General features: G+C 33.4%; 16 protein-coding genes. 1 reads left to right on the top strand and 15 read right to left on the bottom strand.

All coding sequences use genetic code 11. The features are described from left to right. Window positions 1–47 precede the first annotated feature (47 nt). The 15 genes from ACKC83_RS17140 to ACKC83_RS17210 form a co-directional block, all read right to left on the bottom strand. Window positions 48–1,757 carry a glycosyl hydrolase family 28 protein gene (locus ACKC83_RS17140; RefSeq protein ID WP_434036482.1) on the bottom strand — a complete coding sequence of 570 codons (1,710 nt, stop codon included), beginning with the start codon at window positions 1,755–1,757 and terminating at the stop codon, window positions 48–50. Window positions 1,758–1,782: 25 nt separating this feature from the next. Beyond that, the gene (locus ACKC83_RS17145) at window positions 1,783–2,469 is read right to left on the bottom strand and encodes a LamG-like jellyroll fold domain-containing protein (RefSeq protein WP_434036483.1); all 687 of its coding nucleotides are present in this window, start codon (window positions 2,467–2,469) and stop codon (window positions 1,783–1,785) included. Between the two features lie 71 nt (window positions 2,470–2,540). Next, window positions 2,541–4,037, bottom strand: coding sequence for a right-handed parallel beta-helix repeat-containing protein (locus ACKC83_RS17150; protein ID WP_434036484.1), 1,497 nt, complete (start codon window positions 4,035–4,037; stop codon window positions 2,541–2,543). 216 nt (window positions 4,038–4,253) lie between these two features. After that, the gene (locus ACKC83_RS17155; protein WP_434036485.1) at window positions 4,254–5,864 is read right to left on the bottom strand and encodes a UxaA family hydrolase; all 1,611 of its coding nucleotides are present in this window, start codon (window positions 5,862–5,864) and stop codon (window positions 4,254–4,256) included. A gap of 21 nt (window positions 5,865–5,885) precedes the next feature. Then, on the bottom strand, window positions 5,886–7,340 hold the full coding sequence (locus ACKC83_RS17160; protein ID WP_434036486.1) for a tagaturonate reductase: 1,455 nt from the start codon (window positions 7,338–7,340) through the stop codon (window positions 5,886–5,888). Window positions 7,341–7,373: 33 nt separating this feature from the next. After that, a complete protein-coding gene (locus ACKC83_RS17165; RefSeq protein ID WP_434036487.1) occupies window positions 7,374–8,822 on the bottom strand; it encodes an MFS transporter in 1,449 nt (482 codons plus the stop codon). Window positions 8,823–8,844: 22 nt separating this feature from the next. Next, window positions 8,845–10,245: a glucuronate isomerase gene (gene uxaC, locus ACKC83_RS17170; protein WP_434036488.1), complete on the bottom strand. Its 1,401-nt coding sequence runs from the start codon at window positions 10,243–10,245 to the stop codon at window positions 8,845–8,847. Between the two features lie 9 nt (window positions 10,246–10,254). Next, the gene (locus ACKC83_RS17175) at window positions 10,255–11,040 is read right to left on the bottom strand and encodes a gluconate 5-dehydrogenase (protein WP_434036489.1); all 786 of its coding nucleotides are present in this window, start codon (window positions 11,038–11,040) and stop codon (window positions 10,255–10,257) included. Window positions 11,041–11,046: 6 nt separating this feature from the next. Next, complete coding sequence (kduI, locus tag ACKC83_RS17180; protein WP_434036490.1) at window positions 11,047–11,883, bottom strand: 5-dehydro-4-deoxy-D-glucuronate isomerase; 837 nt, start codon at window positions 11,881–11,883, stop codon at window positions 11,047–11,049. Between the two features lie 1,219 nt (window positions 11,884–13,102). Then, entirely contained in the window at window positions 13,103–14,521 is a 1,419-nt protein-coding gene (locus ACKC83_RS17185) for a purine-cytosine permease family protein (protein WP_434036491.1), read from the bottom strand. Between the two features lie 186 nt (window positions 14,522–14,707). Continuing rightward, window positions 14,708–15,856: an alpha-hydroxy acid oxidase gene (locus tag ACKC83_RS17190; protein WP_434036492.1), complete on the bottom strand. Its 1,149-nt coding sequence runs from the start codon at window positions 15,854–15,856 to the stop codon at window positions 14,708–14,710. A 9-nt stretch (window positions 15,857–15,865) separates the two neighbouring features. After that, window positions 15,866–17,155 carry a class II aldolase/adducin family protein gene (locus ACKC83_RS17195; protein WP_434036493.1) on the bottom strand — a complete coding sequence of 430 codons (1,290 nt, stop codon included), beginning with the start codon at window positions 17,153–17,155 and terminating at the stop codon, window positions 15,866–15,868. A 23-nt stretch (window positions 17,156–17,178) separates the two neighbouring features. After that, window positions 17,179–18,558, bottom strand: coding sequence for an FGGY-family carbohydrate kinase (locus tag ACKC83_RS17200; RefSeq protein ID WP_434036494.1), 1,380 nt, complete (start codon window positions 18,556–18,558; stop codon window positions 17,179–17,181). A gap of 14 nt (window positions 18,559–18,572) precedes the next feature. Beyond that, a complete protein-coding gene (locus ACKC83_RS17205) occupies window positions 18,573–19,853 on the bottom strand; it encodes a sugar isomerase (protein ID WP_434036495.1) in 1,281 nt (426 codons plus the stop codon). Window positions 19,854–19,960: 107 nt separating this feature from the next. Further along, window positions 19,961–22,066, bottom strand: coding sequence for a bifunctional aldolase/short-chain dehydrogenase (locus tag ACKC83_RS17210; RefSeq protein WP_434037797.1), 2,106 nt, complete (start codon window positions 22,064–22,066; stop codon window positions 19,961–19,963). A gap of 166 nt (window positions 22,067–22,232) precedes the next feature. Here ACKC83_RS17210 and ACKC83_RS17215 point away from each other — a divergent pair, with 166 nt between their 5' ends. Beyond that, window positions 22,233–23,276: a GntR family transcriptional regulator gene (locus ACKC83_RS17215; RefSeq protein WP_434036496.1), complete on the top strand. Its 1,044-nt coding sequence runs from the start codon at window positions 22,233–22,235 to the stop codon at window positions 23,274–23,276. The last annotated feature ends 298 nt before the right edge of the window (window positions 23,277–23,574 follow it).

Below are 23,574 nucleotides of genomic sequence, written 5' to 3' on the forward strand. Positions count from 1 at the left end.
ATACGCTTTATATATTATCGAGTTTTAGAATAGAAAAAAGAGAAATTCTACAGTTTCACACTTCCTTCTTTAACTTGTTTACCAATTGTTGTTCGTTTAGATAAATCTGTATTATCCGACGATTTTAGTTCTATATTTTCACTTTCTGAACCACCAATCTGAATCGCATCAGTTTCAGTAGAATTAAAATCGATATTAGAGATTGTCACGTTTTTTGTGTTAAGGATATTAATTACATTTTTATTATTAACTTCCATTTTTACATTATCTATTTTCACATTGTTTGCATCAATAATAGCAAATCCGTTTTTAGCTTTATTTATTGTTAAATTACTTATTTCAATATTTTCTAGATTCATTTCTGGAAGGCCTTGTAAAAACACAGCTTGATGAGCTCCATTAATAACAACATCACGAATTGATATGTTTTTAAACTGAGGTGTCTCTTCAGTTACAGGTAATTTATCAGAATTATTCACCATACCACCATCAGCCATCATCTCTGCTACAGATTTTCCACCGTAGTACAAGTTGAAAGAGATAGCGTTTGTAGGAATATCTACCATGTTAATATTAGAAATATAAATATCTTCTACAACACCTCCTCTACCACGTGTACTTTTAAAACGCAAACCAACATCGGTTCCCATAAATGTACAATTGGAGACATGCATATTTTTTACACCTCCAGACATTTCACTACCAACCACAACACCTCCGTGGCCATGATACACTATATTATTTCTTATAATAATGTTTTCGCAAGCAATTCCGCGATTTCTTCCATCTTCATCTTTGCCCGATTTAATACAAATGGCATCGTCGCCTACATCAAAATTAGAGTTTTCAATAATCACGTTCTTACAAGACTCCACATCTAAACCATCACCATTTTGCGAAAACCAAGGGTTTCTAACCGTAACATTTCTAAAAATTAAATCTTCAACCATGATTGGGTGAATGTTCCAAGCAGGGGAGTTTTGAAACACTGGACCGTCGAACATCACACGTTTACTATTTTGTATACTTACTAAAACAGGACGTAAAAAATCACGAATACCTTCAAAATCTTCTTTAGTTTTTAAGTCATGACGAACATTTTGGTCGGCATTTTGAGCTCCTTTTTTATAATTCTCTGTAGGGTACCAAACATCTTTTTTATCGTTTAAAACACCTCCAGACGCCACTAATTTTTTCCAATGAGAAGCTGTTAATTTACTTTTCTTAACTAAACGCCAAGCTTCACCAGAACCATCCCATACACCTGGCCCAGTAAAAGCAATATCCTCCACATTTTTACCATAGATAGGTGAAATACAACGGTAAGTGTCTAAACCTTCAAAACTTGTTTCTATTATTGGATACAAATCTCGGTTTGTAGAAAACTTAATAACTGCTCCGCGTTCTGCACGTAATTCTAAATTGCTTTTCAATATAATTGGACCTGTTAACCAAATTCCTGCAGGAATAATAACAGTTCCTCCTCCCTTTTCTGAAACCGCATTAATTGCTTCCTCAAAAGCTTTAGAGTTTAAAGTTTCTCCATCGTTTACAGCACCGAAATCTTTAATGTTTACGGTGTTGTTTGGAATATTGGGTTCGGGAATTAAATTCATTTCAAATTCAATATTTTCATAAACATCAGAGTTTCTTGTAGCCACCTTTGTGTCTTGTGCATTCGACTTTTCAGTTTGCTTACAACTGGTAGCTACTAATGCTGTTACGGCCAAACAAATTGTAAATAATTTAATTTTCATGCGTATTTAATTTATAGTTTTAAGTTTATTTATACGTTATAAATTGGTTTGGTGTAATTATGGTTGGCGTAATTTTAATTCTATATATCGAACCTTTAAACCAAGAACGTTCGTTTAAACGTACCCCGATGGACGTCCGTCCCGTTTGTATAGGTTTAAAAGTGAAAGCTTCTGTTAATTCTTGTTTTCCATTAACAAATGTTGTTAATGTATTTGGTGTTACTACAAAAGCAACATGATACCAATTACCGAAAGGATGTGTTAAGGTTTCGTCTATTAAAGCTCGTTTGTGTGATCCCGACTTTACAAAACCATCAAAATACCACTCTTCATCTAATGCTCGAATTTCTAATAACATTCTATCTCCTGAAACTTCTCCTATATGCAGGACACGTTGTTCAAATTCTCCTGTCTTGTCAGGATTAAAAATCATTTCAACAGTAAATGAAGATGCATTCTTTAGAACTGCCTTATCATAAAACAAGGCTGAATCTATACCATCAAAATAAACCGCCTGACCATATGGAGAATCTATTAATTTAGGATGTCCTGATATTTTAACGTGTTCTGATGCCGTAGTCATCAATTTTGAAACTTGCCAATCTATGACATCATTGAGTATTTCAGTCGCCTCATCCTCTTGAGACCAAGTTGAAATAGAAAGTAACAGGCTTACTAAACTTAGACCAATTTTTAATTTAATACACTTCATTTACTTTAAAACGATTAAAGGAGATACACAATGCTTAAATCTTTAAATAAATTAGTTATAAACTTTGTTAATTATTCAAACTCAAAAGCACCTAAATCTGGAGCCGATCCATTAAATTCTAATCCAACGTTTACTCCTGCATCAATTAAATCACTTTCCGCATTAAGGTGCATAAAAGTAATGTCTGGCAAACTACCATCTGCTTTTCTAGAATTACTAAGTTGATCCATATCTAAGCTAGTAAAATCCGTATTATCTACCTGAATCCCATTTTGCCATGAGTTATTAGTAATATCTGTAGCTTGACCATTGAACTTATCAGATTCACGTCCTGTAACATAGGATACTGAATTCTTAACCGTTAGTTTACTGACGTTATTACCATTATTAAAGTTGAAATTATTTCTTCCATTAGAGTAACCAGCCGAGTTATAAATTTCAACTTCACCTCGATTACTATTATGGTCGAACCCTTTTTCTAGATTACCAACTGCAAGACAATTATTAAAAATAGCATTATGCTTTAAATCTTTACTGTCACTACCTCCTGTTTTAAATCCGTTTCCGTCACCCTCTCCTGCACTTCCATCTTTTAGATATCCGTTTTTAAATGCCCAACAATTTTCGTAGTAAGTAGTAATATTATCATTATTTCTTAAGTAACCATCCCAACCGTCGTCAAGGTTTTGCCAAGCTCTACAACCTACAAATTTATTACCGGTACCGGCATCTAACTTACACGCAAAACCATCTGCATCTTCTAATCCAGAATCTGCATTATTAAAAGAATCACAATTCAGGATTAAATTATTACTTCCACCACCAGATATTTGAAGTCCAGAATCGGAATTTTCACTAAACGTACAAAACTCTATAGTGTTGCGGTCTCCTGTAATATACATTCCATTATCACCTGCCCCATAAACATCTATACCTTTAATATGCCAATAGCTCCCTTCTACTTGAATTCCTCTATTAGATGAATTTTCGGACATTGCAGAAAAATTAAATTCAGGTCTTTCGGAGTCTGTAGGGTATGCTAATAAAAAAATACTATCGGTTTCTGTACCTTCTGCTTCTATAGAAATAGTTTTAGAAAAATTATAAACACCTCCCCTAATATAAATTGCATCTCCTGCCTTTGCATTTATTAATGCTAAAAGTATTTCTTCGGAACTTTGTACAATAATACCATCTACATTGTCATCGACTCCCGAAACTTGAACTGTTTTTGACACAAAAATACCCGAGCCATCTACTGCTGTTGCAGTGACCACAACCGAACCATTATCTACAGCGGTTAGTAAGCCGTTATTTGATATAGACGCCACTTCTTCGTCTGACACCGTCCAAATTACATCGCTATTTGTTGCATCTACGGGAGTTATACTAGCAGTAAATTGGGAACTAGTGCCATCTGTAATATCTTCTCCTAAAATAAGAATAGATTGCACTAAAATGGTATCTGGTACATCATCAGAATCACTGTCACTACTACAGGAAGAGACCAATAATACTAGTATTAATAAAATCTTATTGATTGTTGAATATTTTAATAAATTCCACATAATTTAAATAATTGTAATTTTATTATTGGTTCGTCATAAAAAAATTATAACCCTTATTCCCTTATAACCTCTCTTCATACGATTTAGTTAAAATGAAATACTGAAATTCCACATTCAATAAAATTGAGTACTTATAGATTTACGATTAATACTGATAATTAATATTGTATTATATTTTTCATTTTCTATTGCATTGCACGCTTACCTTGGAAAATATTATAGTGATACTCCACGTTTCCAAGGGATAAAATCACTCTGATTTAAAGCTGTTGCTTTCGATTGAATTTCACCACTTGCAATTTTTATAATATACTCCATCATGGTGTCTCCCATGGCTTCAATACCTTTTTCTCCTCGAATAACAGCCCCAGTATCTATATCTATGATATCAGGCATACGTTCAGCCAATTCCGAGTTAGAAGCGACTTTAATTACAGGGGTTATTGGATTTCCTGTTGGTGTTCCTAGACCCGTTGTAAATAAAATAACATTTGCACCAGAACCTGCCATAGCCGTCGTACTTTCCACATCATTTCCAGGAGTACACAATAAATTTAAACCCGGTTTGTTAACATATTCTCCATAATCTAAAACATCTACAACTGGTGATGACCCACCTTTTTTAGCAGCTCCAGCAGATTTCATCGCATCTGTAATTAGACCATCTTTTATGTTACCAGGAGACGGATTCATATCGAACCCAGACCCCGCATCTACTACCGATTTTTCGTAAGCTTTCATTAATGCCAAAAACTTTTTCCCATCGTCGTCGTTTACGCAACGGTTTACAATTTCTTGTTCTACTCCACATAATTCAGGGAACTCAGATAAAATTGCTGTACCACCAACAGCAGCCATAATATCCGAAACTCGACCTAATGTTGGATTGGCAGAAATTCCTGAAAATCCATCTGAGCCACCGCATTCTAATCCGATTTTTAATTTTGAAATAGATGCCGGTTTTCGTTCTATGTTATTGGCTTTCTTGATGCCTTCGTAAGAATCTTTAATAATGCCCTTTAGCATATCATCTACGGTACCCGACTTTTGCTGTTCATAAATTACAATGGGCTTTTTATGAACAGGGTTTATAGCCTCTAATGCATCTTTAAAAATTTGAATTTGTAAATTCTGACAGCCTAAGCTCAATACTGTTGCACCAGCCACATTCGGGTTATTTACATATCCCGCAAGTAGTTTTGCTAAAAGTTCTGAATCTTGACGAATTCCACCACATCCACCTTGATGCGTTATAAATTTGACATCGATATTTTTAAAGACTCTAGTATCTTCTATCTCATCTTCGACTTCCTCTCCAGAATCACTAACTAGTGATCTTAATAATAAGCGATGTTTGTTTATGTTTTTATGAAGCAATTCATTTTCGAATACATCCTTTAAAACTTCAATATTTCTATTTTCACAAAACACTAGAGGAAAAAACAACCATACATTTGCTGTACCTACCTGTCCATCTTCTCTATGATACCCCATAAAAGTTTTATCTCGCCACTTATCTACATTTGGAGGATTCCATCCAATAGACTCTGTTTTCCCAGAAACTTTAGCACTTTGATGTTTTACATTTTCTGTAGTAAGCACTTCCCCTTTTTCAATATTAAGAGAAGCCTTTCCAACTAATACCCCGTACATTAAAATTTCGTCGCCTACATTAAAATGTTTTAAAGCAATTTTATGTTTGGCTTTGGTGTCTTTAATTGCCGTGTACTCTATACTGTCTAAAGTTATTTTTTCTCCAGCTGCAATGTTAGTAAGTGCCACTCCAACATTATCATCTGCATGTACTTTTATTATCTTGTTTTGCATGGGATTACCTTTTAAAATAAATTAAAATTGTTTACTAAAATTACTAAATCCAACTTCAGTACCGTTTTCGTCTATTTCCTTAAGAGCCGCTACTATTGCTTCTGAAAAGTTTTTTATTTGAGTTAAATCTTCACCCCAAAACGAAGTATTAGATAAAATTGCATCTGCTGTCTTCTGGTAATCATTTAATGCCCAAGCCTCTTTAAAAGTATTTACAATATCTGCATCGTCATTAATTGGAAGCGCATTTCCATTCCAAGTTCCTTTATAGAAACGAATTAAACTAGCAAAAGAGAACATTAAGTGGATAGGTAGTTTATGGTTAATTTTAATATAATCCAACAAACTTGGTAAAACACGTACCTTAAATTTCGAAATAGAATTTAAAGCGATACTAGATAGCATGTGTTTAACGAATGGATTTCTGAAACGGTCGAATACATCTTCTCCAAATTGTCTTAATTCCTCCTTATCCATATCTAATGTAGGAACGATTTCATTAAATACAGTATCTTTAATAAACTTCCCTGTAAAACTATCATCTACAGATTCTTTTACAGTTTCTTTTCCAGACAATAAACAAAATGGTACCATAGCAGTATGTGCTCCATTCAGAATTTTCACTTTTCGTGTTCTATAAGGTTGCATATTATCTACGATAAGGACATTTAAATCGGTCTTATCAAAAGGTAATTTTTGTTTTAATTTATCATCCCCTTGAATAACCCATAAAAAGAATGTTTCTGAGGAAACAATTAAATTATCTTTATAATCCAGTTGCTTGTTATAGTCTTCAATTTCATCTTTAGGATATCCCGGTACTATTCGATCTACCAATGTACTATGAAATGTAGAATGATCCAATAACCAAGATTTAAAATCATTTTCTAAATTCCAAAGATCGATATATTTTAAAATGATTTCTTTTAAAGTTTCTGAGTTATGATTAATAAGCTCACAAGGAATAATTGTTAATCCTTTTGAAGCATCGCCATTAAAATATTTAAATCTCTCATATAATAGTACAGTAAGTTTCGCAGGAAAACTACTTGGAGGTTGCATCCCCATAGTATCTGACTCTACGTAAGCAATTCCGGCTTCTGTTGTGTTGGATATAATAAATTCTAACTCCTCCTCCTTTGAAAGCTCTAAATAGTCCTTAAAACTTTTATACGGATCTATAGACTTTACTAAATTAGTAATTAATTCGTGCTCTTGCGTTTCTTGGCCATTCTTAATACCTTTCATAAAAAGTGTATACAATCCGTCTTGATCGTTTAACATTGAAACCAATCCTCGATCTATAGGTTGTACTACAGCAACACCTGCATTAAAATTTGCTTTTTTATTTAATTCTTGAAATGCATAATCTACAAAGGCGCGTAGAAAATTGCCTTCTCCAAATTGCACGACTTTTATAGGAAGTTTAGTTTCTAAACCTATCTTTTTTCTATTTAGTTTTTCTACTGTTGACATATTAATTTTGATAATTGATTAAGTGACTATATTTTATAAACCTACTATTGGACGATATTTAGGAACTAATGTTTTCATAACAATCCAACCTATTAAATAACATACAGCACATATTGAAAAAATAATAAAATACCCTGCTTCAATCCCCTTGAATCCCATAAATGCCATATTTGTGCTTTCACTGAAATCAAACAAAACTCCAGATCCTTTATTAATAACTGTTGATCCCAATCCTCCAGCTAAACCACCAATTCCTGTTACTGTAGCAATAGCTTTTTTAGGAAACATATCCCCTACTGTAGTAAAGATATTTGCAGACCAAGCTTGATGAGCTGCACCGGCAATACCAATAATAATTACGGGAATCCAATACGTATAATGCCCTAAGGGTTGAGCAATTAAAGCTAACAGGGGGAAAAATGCAAATATTAACATCGCTCTCATTCTTCCTTCATATGGATTCATTCCTTTTTTATCTACAAAATAGGTGGGTAACCAACCGCCGATAATAGATAATAATGTAATACTATAAAGTATAAATAATGGAAAAGCTGCTTCTGTTGAATCCATACCGTACACCGAGCTTAAATATGCAGGTGTCCAGAACAAGAAAAACCACCAAACACCATCTGTCATGAATTTACCGAAAACAAAAGCCCACGTTTGCTTATACTTAAAACATTCTAGTATAGACACCTTTTTAGAGCTTTCAGGAACATAACCTTCTAATTTACTGTCTGCAATATCATCTTGTTGGATGTATTCTAATTCGGCTGCATTTACCTTAGGATGTATTTCAGGTTTTTGATACATAAATACCCAGAATCCCATCCAAATAAAACCTAGAGCTCCAATAATAATAAAGGCCATCTCCCAACCGTAAGCTTCTGCGACAAAAGGAATAGTAATTGGTGCTGCTAATGCCCCAACAGTGGCTCCAGCGTTAAAGATACTTGTAGAAAAAGCTCTATCTTTCTTAGGAAAGTATTCTGCCGTAGTTTTAATAGCTGCAGGAAAATTCCCTGCTTCTCCTAAAGCTAAAACAAAACGTGCAAACACAAATAAAGTTACACTTACAGACATAACTAAACCAGTATCTCCAATAGTTCCTATAATTTCTTTTGCTTCTTCAAAGCCTACAAACCATTCTCCTGTTATATAGCCTGAAGTTCCAATACCTGCAAAAGCATGTAAACAAGCTCCTACTGACCAAATTCCTATCGACCAAAGATACCCTTTCTTGGTATCCATAAAATCTACGAAACGACCAGCAAACAATAAAGAAACAGCATAAAATATAGAAAACAATGCGGTTATATTACCGTAGTCATTGTTTGTCCAATGAAATTCTGGAGCTATAAAATCCTTCCAGGTTAAAGAAAGAACTTGCCTGTCTAAATAATTTATGGTTGTTGCCATGAATAGAAGTCCGCACATGGTCCATCTATACATGGTTGGTTTTTTTGATTCTTTTGTACTCATAATTATTTAAAATAAACAGTGATTAAAATTTAAAATACTCTTTGGCGTTATTATAGCTAATATCTTCTATGATTTTTCCAATCCATTCCATATCATTTGGTAATTCACCTTTTTCAATCTCTTGTCCAAATAAATTACATACAATTCTTCTGAAATACTCGTGTCTAGGAAATGACAAAAAACTTCTAGAATCCGTTAACATACCAACAAAACAACTAATTAATCCCATATTAGAAAGTGCATTTAATTGTTTTGTCATCCCGTCTTTTTGATCTAAAAACCACCAGCCAGAACCAAATTGAACTTTACCTTTTACAGAACCATCATTAAAATTACCAATCATGGTAGCCATAACTTCATTGTCTGCAGGGTTCAGGTTGTAGATTATAGTCTTAGTTAATTTATCTTTAGTATCTAAAGCGTTTAAAAACTTAGATAAGTTTTCTGCTTGAGAATAATCGCCAATAGAATCCCATCCAGTATCTGGACCTAATTGAGCTAACATTCTACGGTTGTTATTTCTTAAAGCACCTAAGTGAAATTGTTGTACCCAACCTAATTCATGATAAGTTTCTGCTAAAAAGGAAAGAATTGCACCTTCGTATTGTCTAATTTCCTTAAGTGTAATTGTTTGGTTACTTCTCTTTTTATTGAAGATTGATTTAATTTCTGCTTCCGTAAAGTCTTCAAAATTAATTTGATTTAATCCGTGGTCCGAAAGGCGACAGGAGTGATCATGGAAATATTGAATTCTATTTCTTAAGGCATTGCATAAGGAATCGTAAGAATTAATTTCAACACCTGTAACGATTGCTAATTTATCCAAATACGAGTTAAAATCATCTGCCCCAATTAATATAACCTTGTCTGGACGAAAGGCCGTACTCATTTTAGTCGTTGCAGTTTTATCCTTTAAATATTCTGCATGTAAGTCTAAACTATCTAAAGGGTCTTCTGTGGTACAAACCACTTCTACATTCATTTTATTCAGAAGATTTCTACAGCTATAAGCCTCAGAATTTAATTTGGAAGATGCCTCTGTATAAATGGCTTCTGCAGACTTTTCATTTAATAATTCATTGATATCAAAATATCTTGATAGTTCTAGGTGAGTCCAATGATAAAGTGGATTTCGCATTGTATATGGCACCGTATTGGCCCAATTCATAAACTTTTCTTTATCAGTACTGTTTCCTGTTATAAACTTTTCATCTACTCCTAAAGTTCTCATCGCTCTCCATTTGTAGTGATCGCCATTAATCCAAACCTTAGTGATGTTTTCAAAAACGGTATTATTCACTATGTCTTTAGGAGGTAAGTGACAATGGTAATCGATTATCGGCATTTTACTTGAATAGTTATGATATAACTCTTCGGCATACTTATTTTCTAAAAGAAAATTATCTGTAATAAATGTTTTCATAATTTAAGTTTAATCTTCGTTTGCTGGTTTTCCTATGGTTGCTAAAATCCCTCCGTCTACATAAACGACTTGTCCATTAACAAAATCACTAGCCTGAGATGCTAAAAACACGACTGTACCACCTAAATCTTCGGGATTCCCCCATCTTGCTGCAGGTGTTCGACTAATTATAAAATCGTTAAACGGATGACCTTCTACTCGAATTGGCTCTGTTTGTGAAGTAGCAAAATAACCAGGCCCAATTCCGTTGACTTGAATATTGTGCTTTGCCCATTCAGTAGCTAAATTTTTAGTTAGCATCTTTAATCCGCCTTTAGCAGATGCGTAGGCAGACACTGTGTTTCTACCTAATTCGCTCATCATAGAGCATATGTTTATAATTTTACCACTTTTATTGGCAATCATATGTCTACCCACCAATTGAGACATTATAAATGGCCCAGTCAAATCAACGTCTATTACGCGCCTAAAATCTGCTACCTTCATATCCTCCGCAGGAACACGATTAATGATTCCTGCATTGTTTACTAAAATGTCAATCTGACCTTCATTTTCGATAATTTCTGCAACTTTTTCTGCTGCTACATCTTCGTCTGTAACATCAAAAACATAACCAGATGCCTCTAGTCCAATAGAATTGTAGTGTACTATTGCTTTTTCTAAATCTTCACTAAAAATATTAGTAATTACTAATTTTGCACCGGCTTTTCCTAATGCTTCAGCCATTGCCATACCTAAGCCATGCGTAGCTCCCGTAATAATCGCTGTTTTATTTTCTAAACTGAATAAGCTCATTTTATTTTATTTTAATTCGTTTGGTGGACAAACATCCATATCACCATAATCTAAATTTTCTCCAGCCATACCCCATATAAAGGCATAATTTGAAGTTCCTGATCCTGAGTGAATTGACCACTCAGGAGAAAGAACGGCTTGTTTATTTGTCATGAAAATATGACGTGTATTTTCTGGTTCTCCCATAAAATGAGCTATAGTTTGACGCTCATCTAAATCGAAATAGAAGTAAGCCTCCATACGTCTATTATGTGTATGTGAAGGCATGGTGTTCCAAACGTTTCCAGGCAACAATTCTGTCAAACCCATTTGAAGTTGACAAGTTTCGACTATACTATTAACTATAAGTTTATTTAAAATTCTTTTGTTGGCTAATTTTTCATCTCCCAGTTCTATAATTTCGGCATCTTCTTTCCCAACCTTTTTTGTTGGGAATTTTTGATGTGCAGGAGCAGAATTAATATAAAACAAGGCCTGCCCGCCATCTTTGCTTTCAAAAATTACATCTACATTTTCTTTTCCAACATATAACGCTTCCTTTTTATCAAGTTCGTATCTTTCTCCATCCACTGTTACAATTCCGAAGTCTCCAACATTCACAATACCTAATTCTCTACGATCCAAAAAATTCTCAGATTTAAAGTAGGGTATAGTTTCCAATTTTAAAGCCTTGGTTGTTGGCATAATCCCTCCAACTAAAAACCTATCATACATTGAATAGGTAAGTTGAATGCTATCTTCTTGAAAAAGGTTTTCAATTAAAAAATGATCTCTTAATTCCGTGGTAGAATATTTCTGTGCATCCAGAGGATGTGATGCATATCTAAAATTGTAATTAGTCATTGTCATATAATTTAATGTAATCGATTACACAAATATATGTTATTTATTTCTAAACAAACACCACTTATTTGAAATATGTAAAAAAAACTTAATTTTCTGATTTATTCACCGATAAAATTTATAAAAATTTAGATATATTCATTATTTGTACCTAAACAGTATAATCCATAAGCTTAGATAAATTATTTAAAAGCATGCTTTCCAAAAAAAGTATACCCAAATTAATTTATATATTGTTTTTCACGCTAGGATTAAGCTAAAAACTAAAGGCAGCTTATTATAAGTACTTAATTTCTAATCATCAAAAAGTTAAATTTTTCAGAAAAACACCTAAATCCTCTACTTCTAACCTTATTTAGAACATTTAAACCAAACTTTTCTATTTAATCCATTTTAGTGCCATTCCGTCTTAAACTTCCACCTTAAATTAACATATAAAAATGAAACCTAAAACATGTTTATCTCGGGCCAATATTTTTCAGTAATAACAATAATATTATTCAGCAAGTGTTAATTGATCAGACTAAATTTCAAAGTGACTTTCATTTTCCGTGGTAACCTTATCACTTGAAACGTCCATCGTTTCATCTACCGCAAATAAAATAGTATAAGTACCCTACTACACCAACACTTTAGAATCCTATAACCTCGGAAGCATTTTTTGCATCCTCCTTATTAGGTATTACATCACCATTGGCTATTACAAAATAATTACCATTCCATTCATTCCATCCACCTAAACCATCAAGTTTATTTTAGTATCTTCTTTAGTTAGCTATGGAGTTCCCCTCCGCAATTAGGGGGAACACCTGCATTTTTTAATATGATAAAACAAACCGTTCTTAGATTACATAATCCGTATAAAGACTTAAAGGTGAATATTTAAAATTTGAACATGTTTAAGGTTAGAGTCGCTTTTAAAACCATTTAAATAATATGGATCTCTATTTAGTTCTTTTAAAATATCCTTTTCTAATCCTTCATTATTCTCTTATATTAATTCTCTCCCTAAAACATCTGTATTTAGTTACGTAATCATCTTTTTATATGCACTATCTTAAACAGAACTTTTAATCACTTACATCGACAAACACACAGAATCTCTCTATTTCAATCAAAAAAACATCTGCTAGTACTTTTACAACTCCTCTTAGAATTTTAAATTCTAAATATTTACATCAAAGCTTAATATTATTATCCCCGAACTATTAAATGAATACTATCTCAACCGTTTCTTCTGAAAATATTTACTAAAAACCAAAAACAAGACACCACACAACAACCAAGCTGGAAGTGTCACAAAGGATAAGAACACATTAAATTGAATAGATATAAAATAAAATAATCCGAAACTAATGGCCCAAGCCCAAAATACCGACTTATTAAATGAAAGGTTTGCTACTTCGGCATAATTAAGTATAATTCCTGCTTTTTCAGAAAAGAAATGCTCAAAAACAATCACTGCCCCAAATGGAGCTAAAACGAATCCATATATAGCAACAAAATCTAATAATTTCATTGCAAATGCAGGAAACAATCCGGCAATTGTAGCAATCGCTCCAGCTATGACAGTTACTTTTGCAGTAGATAATTTTGGAAAAATTGCCTGAAAAGCTAATCCTGCTCTATAAATTGTTGGGTTTGCGGTCGTCCAACCTGCTAATACTACTGCAATTATTCCAAATACCCCAATAGCATTATATGCCATAGGTCCAGGTGCAACAGAAGGGGCATCTCCATTACTTAAAAGTACTTGTGCTTCGGGTGATTGTAAATATACTGCATACATTAAAGCTGCGGCAATCCATGCCATATAATGACCGACATAAACACCTGCTGCGGTTGCCCAACCTGCCTTGGCTTCTTTTGCAAATCGAAACACTGTTAAATCAGACATTCCAATATGCATAGCTCCATTAGCAAACCAGGACCAAATTACAACATGCCAAAACGTAAATTTTGTTTGTCCAGTAAAAGGTTCTGATCCTTCTCCCCAAATATTCCAAAAATCAGAAAAACTACCAACTCCCAATTGATTTAAAGCGACTATTCCGCAAGCTAAAAAAGCGAGAACAATAAATGGAGACATCCAATTTGCTGCTTTAGTAACCGTATCATACCCTCGAGCTGCTATAATTGAAATCACTGCCCCTATTAGTAATACAATAACAATCCAAGTCATTCCATTGGGCATCGTATCTGTTAATTTTGGCATGGGCATATTAAAGGGAATTCCCACTGCAGTTGCAGAAACTGTAATCATGGATCCTGCCAAAAAACAAAAAAGAATACCATTTGCCAAATTATAACCTGTCACTAACTTTCTTCCACAAATTTTTTCTAATTGAAAATATAAGGTCAATCTATTTTTAACTGCTATTTCTGCAGTTAAAAAACGCCAACTTAAAACAGCTAGTAAATTACCTATTAATAATCCAATAATTAAATCGAAGGCACTTACACCTGTTGTTAAAAACAATGGTCCTATTACAAATTCTGTACCAGCGGCATGTTCTCCCGCGTACATACCTATAAAACTTTTCCAGCCTTTCAGTTTGGATTGTGGTATGGGCTCTCTTTCATATTCACCTCCAGACGACAGAGCTATTACCTCTTTTTCTATACTATATTGAGTCATTTTAAATTAGTTAGTTTATTGTTTGTGATTGATTGCTTGTGATTGATTGGAAAACTATAAATTCGGTTACAATTCTTCGGTTATCCTATTTCTAATTTCAATAATACTTAGTATAAAAAACAAGTATTACTAGAATTATTTACTTATCTATTCTTTATACTTTTTTTTATAATTGTTTCAGCTTAATTACTTCACGAGATGATAAGGAAAATCTGAAGTCGTATGGCAACACAACTGATCCATAACTTGTTGTAATTCGGTTTTTAGTAAAGAAATGGTGTGATCTCCTCCTCGGTTTGCTAGAGCAGAAACACCATACATAAAAGAGCGCCCCATAAAAGTAAATTTTGCACCACTTGCCATAGCACGAGCTACATCAGGACCTGAACGAATCCCAGAATCCATCATAACCTCTATTTTATCACCGTATTTTTCAGCAATTTTATATAATGGTTTAATCGTAGATTCTCCTGCATCTAATTGACGCCCGCCATGATTAGAAACAATAATACCATCTAAACCTAAGCGAATAGCTTCTTCTGTATCATATTCTGACGCCACCCCTTTTAGGACTAACTTTCCCTTCCACATATCGCGAATAGGCTTTATTTTCTCTTCATTTAATCGGCCACTAAATGTTTGATCCATAAATTTCCCCAATTGTTTTAGATCTAAACCTTTAGGCATATAAGGTTTTAACGTTTCGAAATTAGGCTGACCATTTTTTAAAGTCTGCAATGCCCAATGTGGTTTACCTAAAACTTGTAATATATTTTGTATTGACATTTTAGGAGGCATGGCTAACCCGTTTCTTATATCTCTTGGACGAAACCCAAACGTAGGAACATCACACAATATGACTAAAACAGGACATTCTGCCGCTGCTGCTCGGTTAATAATATCATCTCTTAATTTATTTTCGGTGGGGTGATATAATTGAAACCATGATTTACCTTCAGTTAATTCACTTGCACGCTCAATACTTGTCGTAGTAACCGTACTCAAAACAAATGGAATATTATGTTTATGCGCGGCTTTAGCTAAAATTTCTGGGGCATTTGGCCACATTAGTCCTTGCAATCCTACTGGTGCAATTCCAAATGGTGCATCGTATTCTATACCAAATAATTTGGTTTTAAGGGAGGAGCTTTGATATGGCCTTAAATAATTTGGTTTTAACTGAACATCCCTTAGTTCGGATGTGTTTCTGTGTAAATTAACATCTTCATTACAACCACCATCCAAATATTCGAAGGCAAATTTTGGAATTTTATCTTGTGCTTTCGCCCTTAAATCGTCTATTGAGGGATAACGGGTATCAAACTTTAAAGCCATAATTTGTATTTATGATAAAAACTTTTTTCTTAATTCTTCTACTTGCTCATCGTTAATAGGCACCATATCACCAAGTGAACTTCCTAATACGATAGACTTAGCACTAAATTCTGCGACCTCTAAATAATCAAAAGTTTGGAGTAATTTGTCTCCTGTAATAATTACCGAATCATTCTCAATAATTAAAGCAGTTGCACAATCTTCGACAATTTCAGAATTATTATTTTCTCTAAAATGAACACCATATTTCACAGTTCTAATATCTTGTAAAAAAATCCAACTCTCGGGAATAGTCCTTACATTTAAATAAGAACCCGTAACACCAAATGCCATTAAATAAGGTGATTGTGTCATGATAATAGAATTTACATCTGGGTTATTTTTGTAGATTTCTTGATGAATCCAAGAGGCCCGACTAGGTTTTTTTCCAGCTTCTCGTTTACCTCCTTTAACCTGAACAATATCTTCAATATCTAGATCCCAACGATTTACTCCTGTTGGTGTAATTAAAAAGTCGTTGTCGTGCCAACGCATAGACACGGTACCGTAAGAACTAATCATAAGTCCTTGCTCACAAGAGCGCTGGACAATATTTTTAATTTCGAGACGTTTTTCAACCTCATCTGAAGGATGACTTGAAGATTCCATTTCAGGTAAAACACCAGTTGCTTGAACTTCAAACTTTTCAATTTGTGCATCTGTTAAATACTTAGGTTTACCAATTTGAGAACCGTATAAAATAGTACTTGCACAAAACTCTAAAGCTTCAAAACGTTCAAAGGCATCTGTTAAATCACTTCCTCCTAAAACGGTTCCGTGATTTTCCATTATTATGGCTTTAAATCCTTTCTTAAATTCTTCAGAAATAACATCTCCCAATTTTTCACTACCTGGTAATTCATATTTAGCATAACCGATTGGTCCACACACATGTTTTGCCTGAGAAATAATGTTCGTATTGGGTATTTGCCGTACAATACTAAAGGAAACTAATGCTGGAGGATGTGCATGAATTACCGATTTTATATCGGGCCTCGCTTCATAAATGGCCTTGTGAAATGGAAATTCGGATGAAGGCTTATGTTTACCTATTACCCTACCATCCTTTTTAACACAAATTATATCCGAAGCACGTAAAGATCCTTTATCGACTGCAGATGGCGTGACCCAAATGTCTCCATTATTATCTATAATCGAAATATTACCTCCAGAAGTGGTCGTCATTCCCCGTTTATAAATTCTACTAATAATTTTAGTAATCTGGTCCCTCGGATGAATTAATGATATCTTATTTGTCATATTTTTAGTGTTTTTTTTAACCTCTAGCTAACAATAAATGGCGTATGTTTTTGTAACGCATAATTATACTCTAAAAATTTGGAATTTAATTTCACATCAGAAATGGCAATAGCAGCACCTAAGGCAGAACCTAAAGACGAAGTTGTTGTTCGTAATTTCATATCTCTTAAAGAATGTGAAAGTAAATTAATATACACATCATTTGCAGTAAAACCACCGTCTATATAAAGTTTCTTAATTTCTGTATCTCCTTTAGCAACAGCTATACTTTTTACTTGTAACTGAACAATTTCTATCATTAAATGGTGATAAGCCATTTCGAAGCATTTATACGGCAATGTATTTAAATCGATTTCTTTTACTTTTAATGCATTCGAAGATTCTAAATTAAAAAAGGGTTTAAAATCTTTAATTATACTCGAATACATCTCATAATCGAAAGTTACTGTTTGATGATAATCTTCGTATACCCTATAATGTCTAGCTAGTTTTTGAGCATTCTGCCTGTAAAAATTACCTAGAAATATACGAGACGATTTTACCGCTTTTCCATTAATACGCATATAATTTATACTTCCCTCCTGAATGTCTTTTTCTGATAAGATCCCATTAAAAAATGGATTCAGAGAAATACTCCAGGTTCCTGTCGACACCAAAATAAATGGCTTTTTACTACTTCGTACATACGGAAGTAAAGCAGAAGAACTATCATGAATACCAACACCTATTTTAATACGTTTACCATTATAATTCATATTAATACTGGTCTCTGTAGACACTATTGGAGGCAGAATATGATGTAATTCTTCATTATACACCCACTTGTGATAATCTTTTTTCAGATAATCCCATAGTGCTGTATGGCAACCAATACTAGTATATTCACTTAGTGGAATCCCAGTAAAAATATAACTTAGATATTGAGGAAAATGCAAACTAAATTTTATCTTTTTAAAAATTTCTGGCTTCTCTTGTTTTAGCCAATACAATTGCATACCTGAATTTAACATGCCCGAATTTGATGACCCCGTCTCTTGAGAAAACTTTAATTCTGGTCCATATTTCTCATAGAATGATGCAATATATGCCTCATTCATGGGCTTAGTATAATTATATAAAGGCGTTAAAACGTTTCCATTATTGTCTATATGAACCAAACTTGCACCATAAGTTGAAAAGTTTATGGCTTTCACTTTATATTCTTTGGATTCTAATATTTTATGAAACACTTCTTTTAGCCAATCTTGTAAAGCAGGTAAGTTTTCGGTAGGATAGCCATCCTCATCTTTAATTTCTGTAAAACGTGTATATTCTCTATATACTTCTTTAAATTCTTTATCGAAAAGGAAGAATTTTTTATTGGTTTTACCGATATCAAATACTGCTGTTACTACTTTTTTCATTTGTAAATTTCGTTTTATAATCCTGATGCCACAGTATGTCTTCCACGTTCTTTTATAAGCATTTCTCTAATCCCTAAATCTCTATACATGGCTAATGGATTTAATGCACCTCCTGCTTGTAAACGGGCTTGTGCTAATAAGGGGCGTACATCCGTACGATATGCACCTTGTAAAATTTCCTGACACTTCACAACATCATGAGCCATTTGTGCTTGCTTTAATGCTACCTGATCTACAAGTAAAGCTTTAGCATAAGCTTCCTGAATAGCCTCTAAAGATTGCATTAAATCTTCTAAAGGATCTTTAATATTATGACTTGCATCTATCATCCATGATAAATCGGGATTCTGCGGATTATTCTGTATACCATATACTAACTCATTAAAAATTAAAAATAAAGCATAGGGCTTAACACTTCCTACAGTCACATCATCATCGCCATATTTACTATCATTAAAGTGAAACCCTCCTAATTTACCTTTTAGCATTAAGGTTGATACTATTTGTTCGATGTTTGTATTTGGTAGGTGATGTCCGAGGTCTACAAGTGTAAATGCTTTGTCTCCACAGGCATTTGCCAACATAAATGAAGTCCCCCAATCTTGAATAACCGTACTATAAAAATTTGGCTCGTAGGGCTTATATTCGATAAAAAGTTTCCAGTCGTCTGGAAGCGTTTTATAAATGGATTTTAAACTATTTTCTGTATTAAAGAGTGCTGTTTGGAAATTATTCTGACCTGGAAACGTAGCTCCATCGGCCAACCAAACCGTTAAACTTTTAGACCCTAACTTGTCCCCTATTTTAATGACCTCCTGATTATGTGCTATAGCCTGTTCTCTTACAGCTTCACTTGTATTACACAACGACCCAAACTTATAACTTTCTTTAGCATGAGGTTGGTCTTGAAAGGTGTTAGAATTTACGGCATCGAACTTTAAGTGTAAAGCTTTTGCTTGCTCTTTAATAGCATTATAATCTTCGGGCACATCCCACGGAATATGCAATGAAACTGCACCTGCTGTTTGCGTAAGCGCATGAAGAAGTCCAACATCGTCTAGTTTTTGAGTAAGATTTGATGGCTCTCCATAATAAGAAAATCGACCAAAACGCGTACCTCCAGCACCCAATGCCCAACTTGGAATTGCGACTTGAAATTTGGCTAACGCGTTAATCACGTTTTCTGTATTTATATTTCTTTTAGCTAATGTATGCCCTAAAAAATCAAACTGATTTTGATGGTCTTCAATAGTTTTTTTATTGAATTCTGATAACTGCGACTCTTGTAATTTCATAATAATTATTTTAACTAAAACCTTTCATTGGTACAGCCAATGAAAGGTTTACTTAACAAACAAAATAATAATTAGTAACTAAAAACTAATTAATTTTATAATATAATTTAACGTACAAAGGCATTAGACATACCTCCGTCTACATTTATAATGTTTCCTGTTGATTTATCTAAAATCCCCACAAAAGAGAACACACCATTTGCAATATCTGTTGGGGTTATAATTTCATGCAATAAATTACGCTTTGCATAAAATGAGGGTAATTCTTCAACAGTAATCCCATTAGCTTTAGCACGACCTTCTGCCCATTCACCTTCCCAAATTTTACTACCTACAATAACACCATCTGGGTTTATCGTGTTTACTTTAATTTTATCTTTAGCCAATTCTGCAGCTAATAATCGTACCATATGTTGTTGTGCTGCTTTTGCTGTACCATAAGCTACATTATTTGGCCCAGCAACTAAACCATTTTTACTGGCTATAGCAATATAATCGCCTCCTAAACCTTGCTTTCTCATTATGGCTGTAGCTTGCTTTGCTAAATTGAATTGTCCTTTAACTAATATGTTTTGCAAAATATTCCAGTCCTTATCGGTAGTATCTTCTAAAGCTTTAGAAATGGCTAATCCGGCGCTATGAACAATTATATCGACACCTCCAAAAGCGATAACGGCTTTTTTAAATGCTCTAGCAATAGAGTCAGTATCGGTTACATCGCATACAGCATACGTAGACACGTCATTTTTATAAGAGGCATGGGCTTCCTTAAGCCGATCTTCATTAATATCTGTAAGCACCACATTTGCACCTTCTGCAGCCAACTTATCTGCAATAGCCTTACCTATTCCACCTCCTGCTCCTGTAACAAATGCTACTTTACGAGAAAGCGGTTGTTCCTTAGGCATACGCTGTAGTTTAGCTTCTTCTAATAACCAATATTCAATATCAAAAGCTTCTTGTCTTGGTAAAGACGTGTATTCGGTTATAGCTTCTGCACCACGCATCACATTGATTGCGTTTATATAAAATTCACTCGCTACCCGTGATGTTTGTTTATTCTTGGCAAAACTGAACATACCTATTCCTGGGTAAATAATAATCACAGGATTGGCATCGCGAATCGCAGGACTATTATCCTTTTTGCAGTTATTATAATAATCTACATATTCCTGTCTATACCCCTCAAAAGCTGGCTCTAATTTTTTAATAATCACGTCGGTTTCAGATAAATCTTCATTTATATCTAAATTTAATACCAAAGGCTGAATTTTAGTACGTAAAAAATGATCGGGACACGAAGTTCCCATAGGCGCCAAACGTTCTAAATCGTTACTATTTATATATTCTAATACGACATCACTATCAGAAAAATGACCGATCATTCGATTCTCAGAAGAACATAACCCTCTTAATAAAGGCATAATTTGAGCTGCTTTTTCTAAACGCTGTTCTTGTGGTAAGGAGACTACTTTTTGTCCGCCGAAAACCACATTACGCACTTTACTTTTTTTATGGATGTATTCCGAAGCCATTTCTATAACTTCCAAACTATTTATGTAAGATTCATGGGATGTATCTCCCCAAGTAAATAGACCGTGGCTTCCTAAAACAATTCCACGAATACCAGGGTTGTCTGCCAAGCATTTTTCCAGCTGAAGACCCAAATCAAAACCTGGTTTTTGCCACGGAACCCAGCCCATAGTATCACCCCATATATCTTTTGTAACTTGTTCACTATCTTTTGCCGCCGCAACTGCAATTAACGCATCTGGATGTAAATGGTCAATATGTTTAAAAGGTAACAAACCATGTAAAGGAGTATCGATTGAAGGGGCTTTGCTATCTAAATCGTAAATACAATGATTGAATAATCCTACAATACGATCTTCATCTTCTAAGCCACCATATACATTTTTCAAGTCGCGCAAACGACCTGTATATAACCCTGCAATTCCTGCTCGTGTTAAGGTACCGATATCTCCACCTGAACCTTTAACCCACATGATTTCTACATCTTCCCCAGTTAATGGGTCTTTTTCTATAGTTTTACAACTAGTATTACCGCCACCATAATTTGTTATTCTTAAATCTGCTCCTAATAAATTTGAGCGATACAGAAATAGAGCGACTTGATCATCTTTTAATGCTGAAGCTTTTTTGTCGTCCCAAAGGTAATCTACGTGGTTAAATTGTCTAACAAGACTATTCATCATTTATATTTTATTGATTAGTTCTAATTGTAAATCTAAATGATAAGTTATTTATATCTATCCTGCACTATATGGTTATTTGTAATTAATAAAATAAATACACTAAAAAACAATAAGAAAGGTTATATTGCAAATCATTAATTTTTTAATAAAAAAAAGAAGGATTATGTTAGAATTTATCAAAATAGATGAACATTCTAGGAAACCAAAATATAAACAAATAATAGACACTATTATTCATAATATTTCAATTGGTAATCTTAAAGTTGATGATAAAATTCCTTCAATTAACAAATTCAGTGAAGAGTTTTATTTATCTAGAGATACGGTAGAAAAAGCCTATAGTGTACTAAAAGAACGTAAGATAATCTCTTCTATTCGAGGGAAAGGCTATTACATAACACGTACTAAGTTAATTTCTAAAATAAATGTTCTATTCTTAATAAATAAACTAAGTTCTTATAAGCTTAGAATCCATAATGCATTTGTAAATAGTATGGGTGCCAATTCCCATACAGATTTATTTATTTATCACTGCGATGAGACACTATTTTTAAATTTAATGGAAAAATACTTAGGTGCTTATGACTATTATATCATCATGCCCCATTTTAAAACAGACCACCTTAGACACATTAGTATGACAGATAAAGTAATGGAATCGCTTAATATGATACCTAAGGAAAAGCTTGTCATTATGGATAATAGTAGTAAAATTGAAAACCTATATCCAAGCATAGAAATTTTTCAAGATTTTGAAAATGATATTTATAATGCATTAATAGAAGGTTTGAAAAAAATTAAAACCTATAATAAAATTTTTTTAATTTATCCAGATAAATCAGTTTACCCATATCCCAGAAGAATTTTACATGGATTCAGAAAATTTTGTGTAAATTTTGATATGACCTTTGAAATTATCGATGAACTCTACGAAGACATTATTTTAAAAAAAGGAGACCTTTTTATTACAATCGAAGAGTCTGATTTAGTTAATTTAGTGAAACAAATCCGTGACTACGATCTGGAATTAGGTAAAGACATAGGGATTATTTCTTATAATGATACTCCATTAAAAGAATTATTAGGAATTACTGTAATTTCTACCAATTTTAAGGCTATGGGAGAAACGGCTTCACATATGATTTTAAACAAGGAAAAAGGAAAGAAAAAAAATTCCTTTGACTTTATTGATCGTTTTTCTTTGTAAAAAATTGTAATCGATTACATAAATAATAGGATATAATTAGACCATTAAATATTATAAAGAAGTGAATAACTCAGAGTTATATTTTCGTATTAAAAAAAAAACTTATTAAAAGGTTGCAGTGGATTGCGTCTCGAAAGTGGTTCGTAGGCTTATTTATAAATCAAACTTTTGTTTATTTTCATCAACTATTTTTTCTTCCTTTTCCTGATGTTTTACATGTTTTAGTTTAATTCCTTTATACATAATCCCAGTGCACTTACAAAGAAAGCTCCTGCCCAGAAATGATTTCCAAAATATT

It is taken from the genome of Formosa bonchosmolovskayae, assembly GCF_051016085.1.
Taxonomy (GTDB): Bacteria; Bacteroidota; Bacteroidia; order Flavobacteriales; family Flavobacteriaceae; genus Formosa.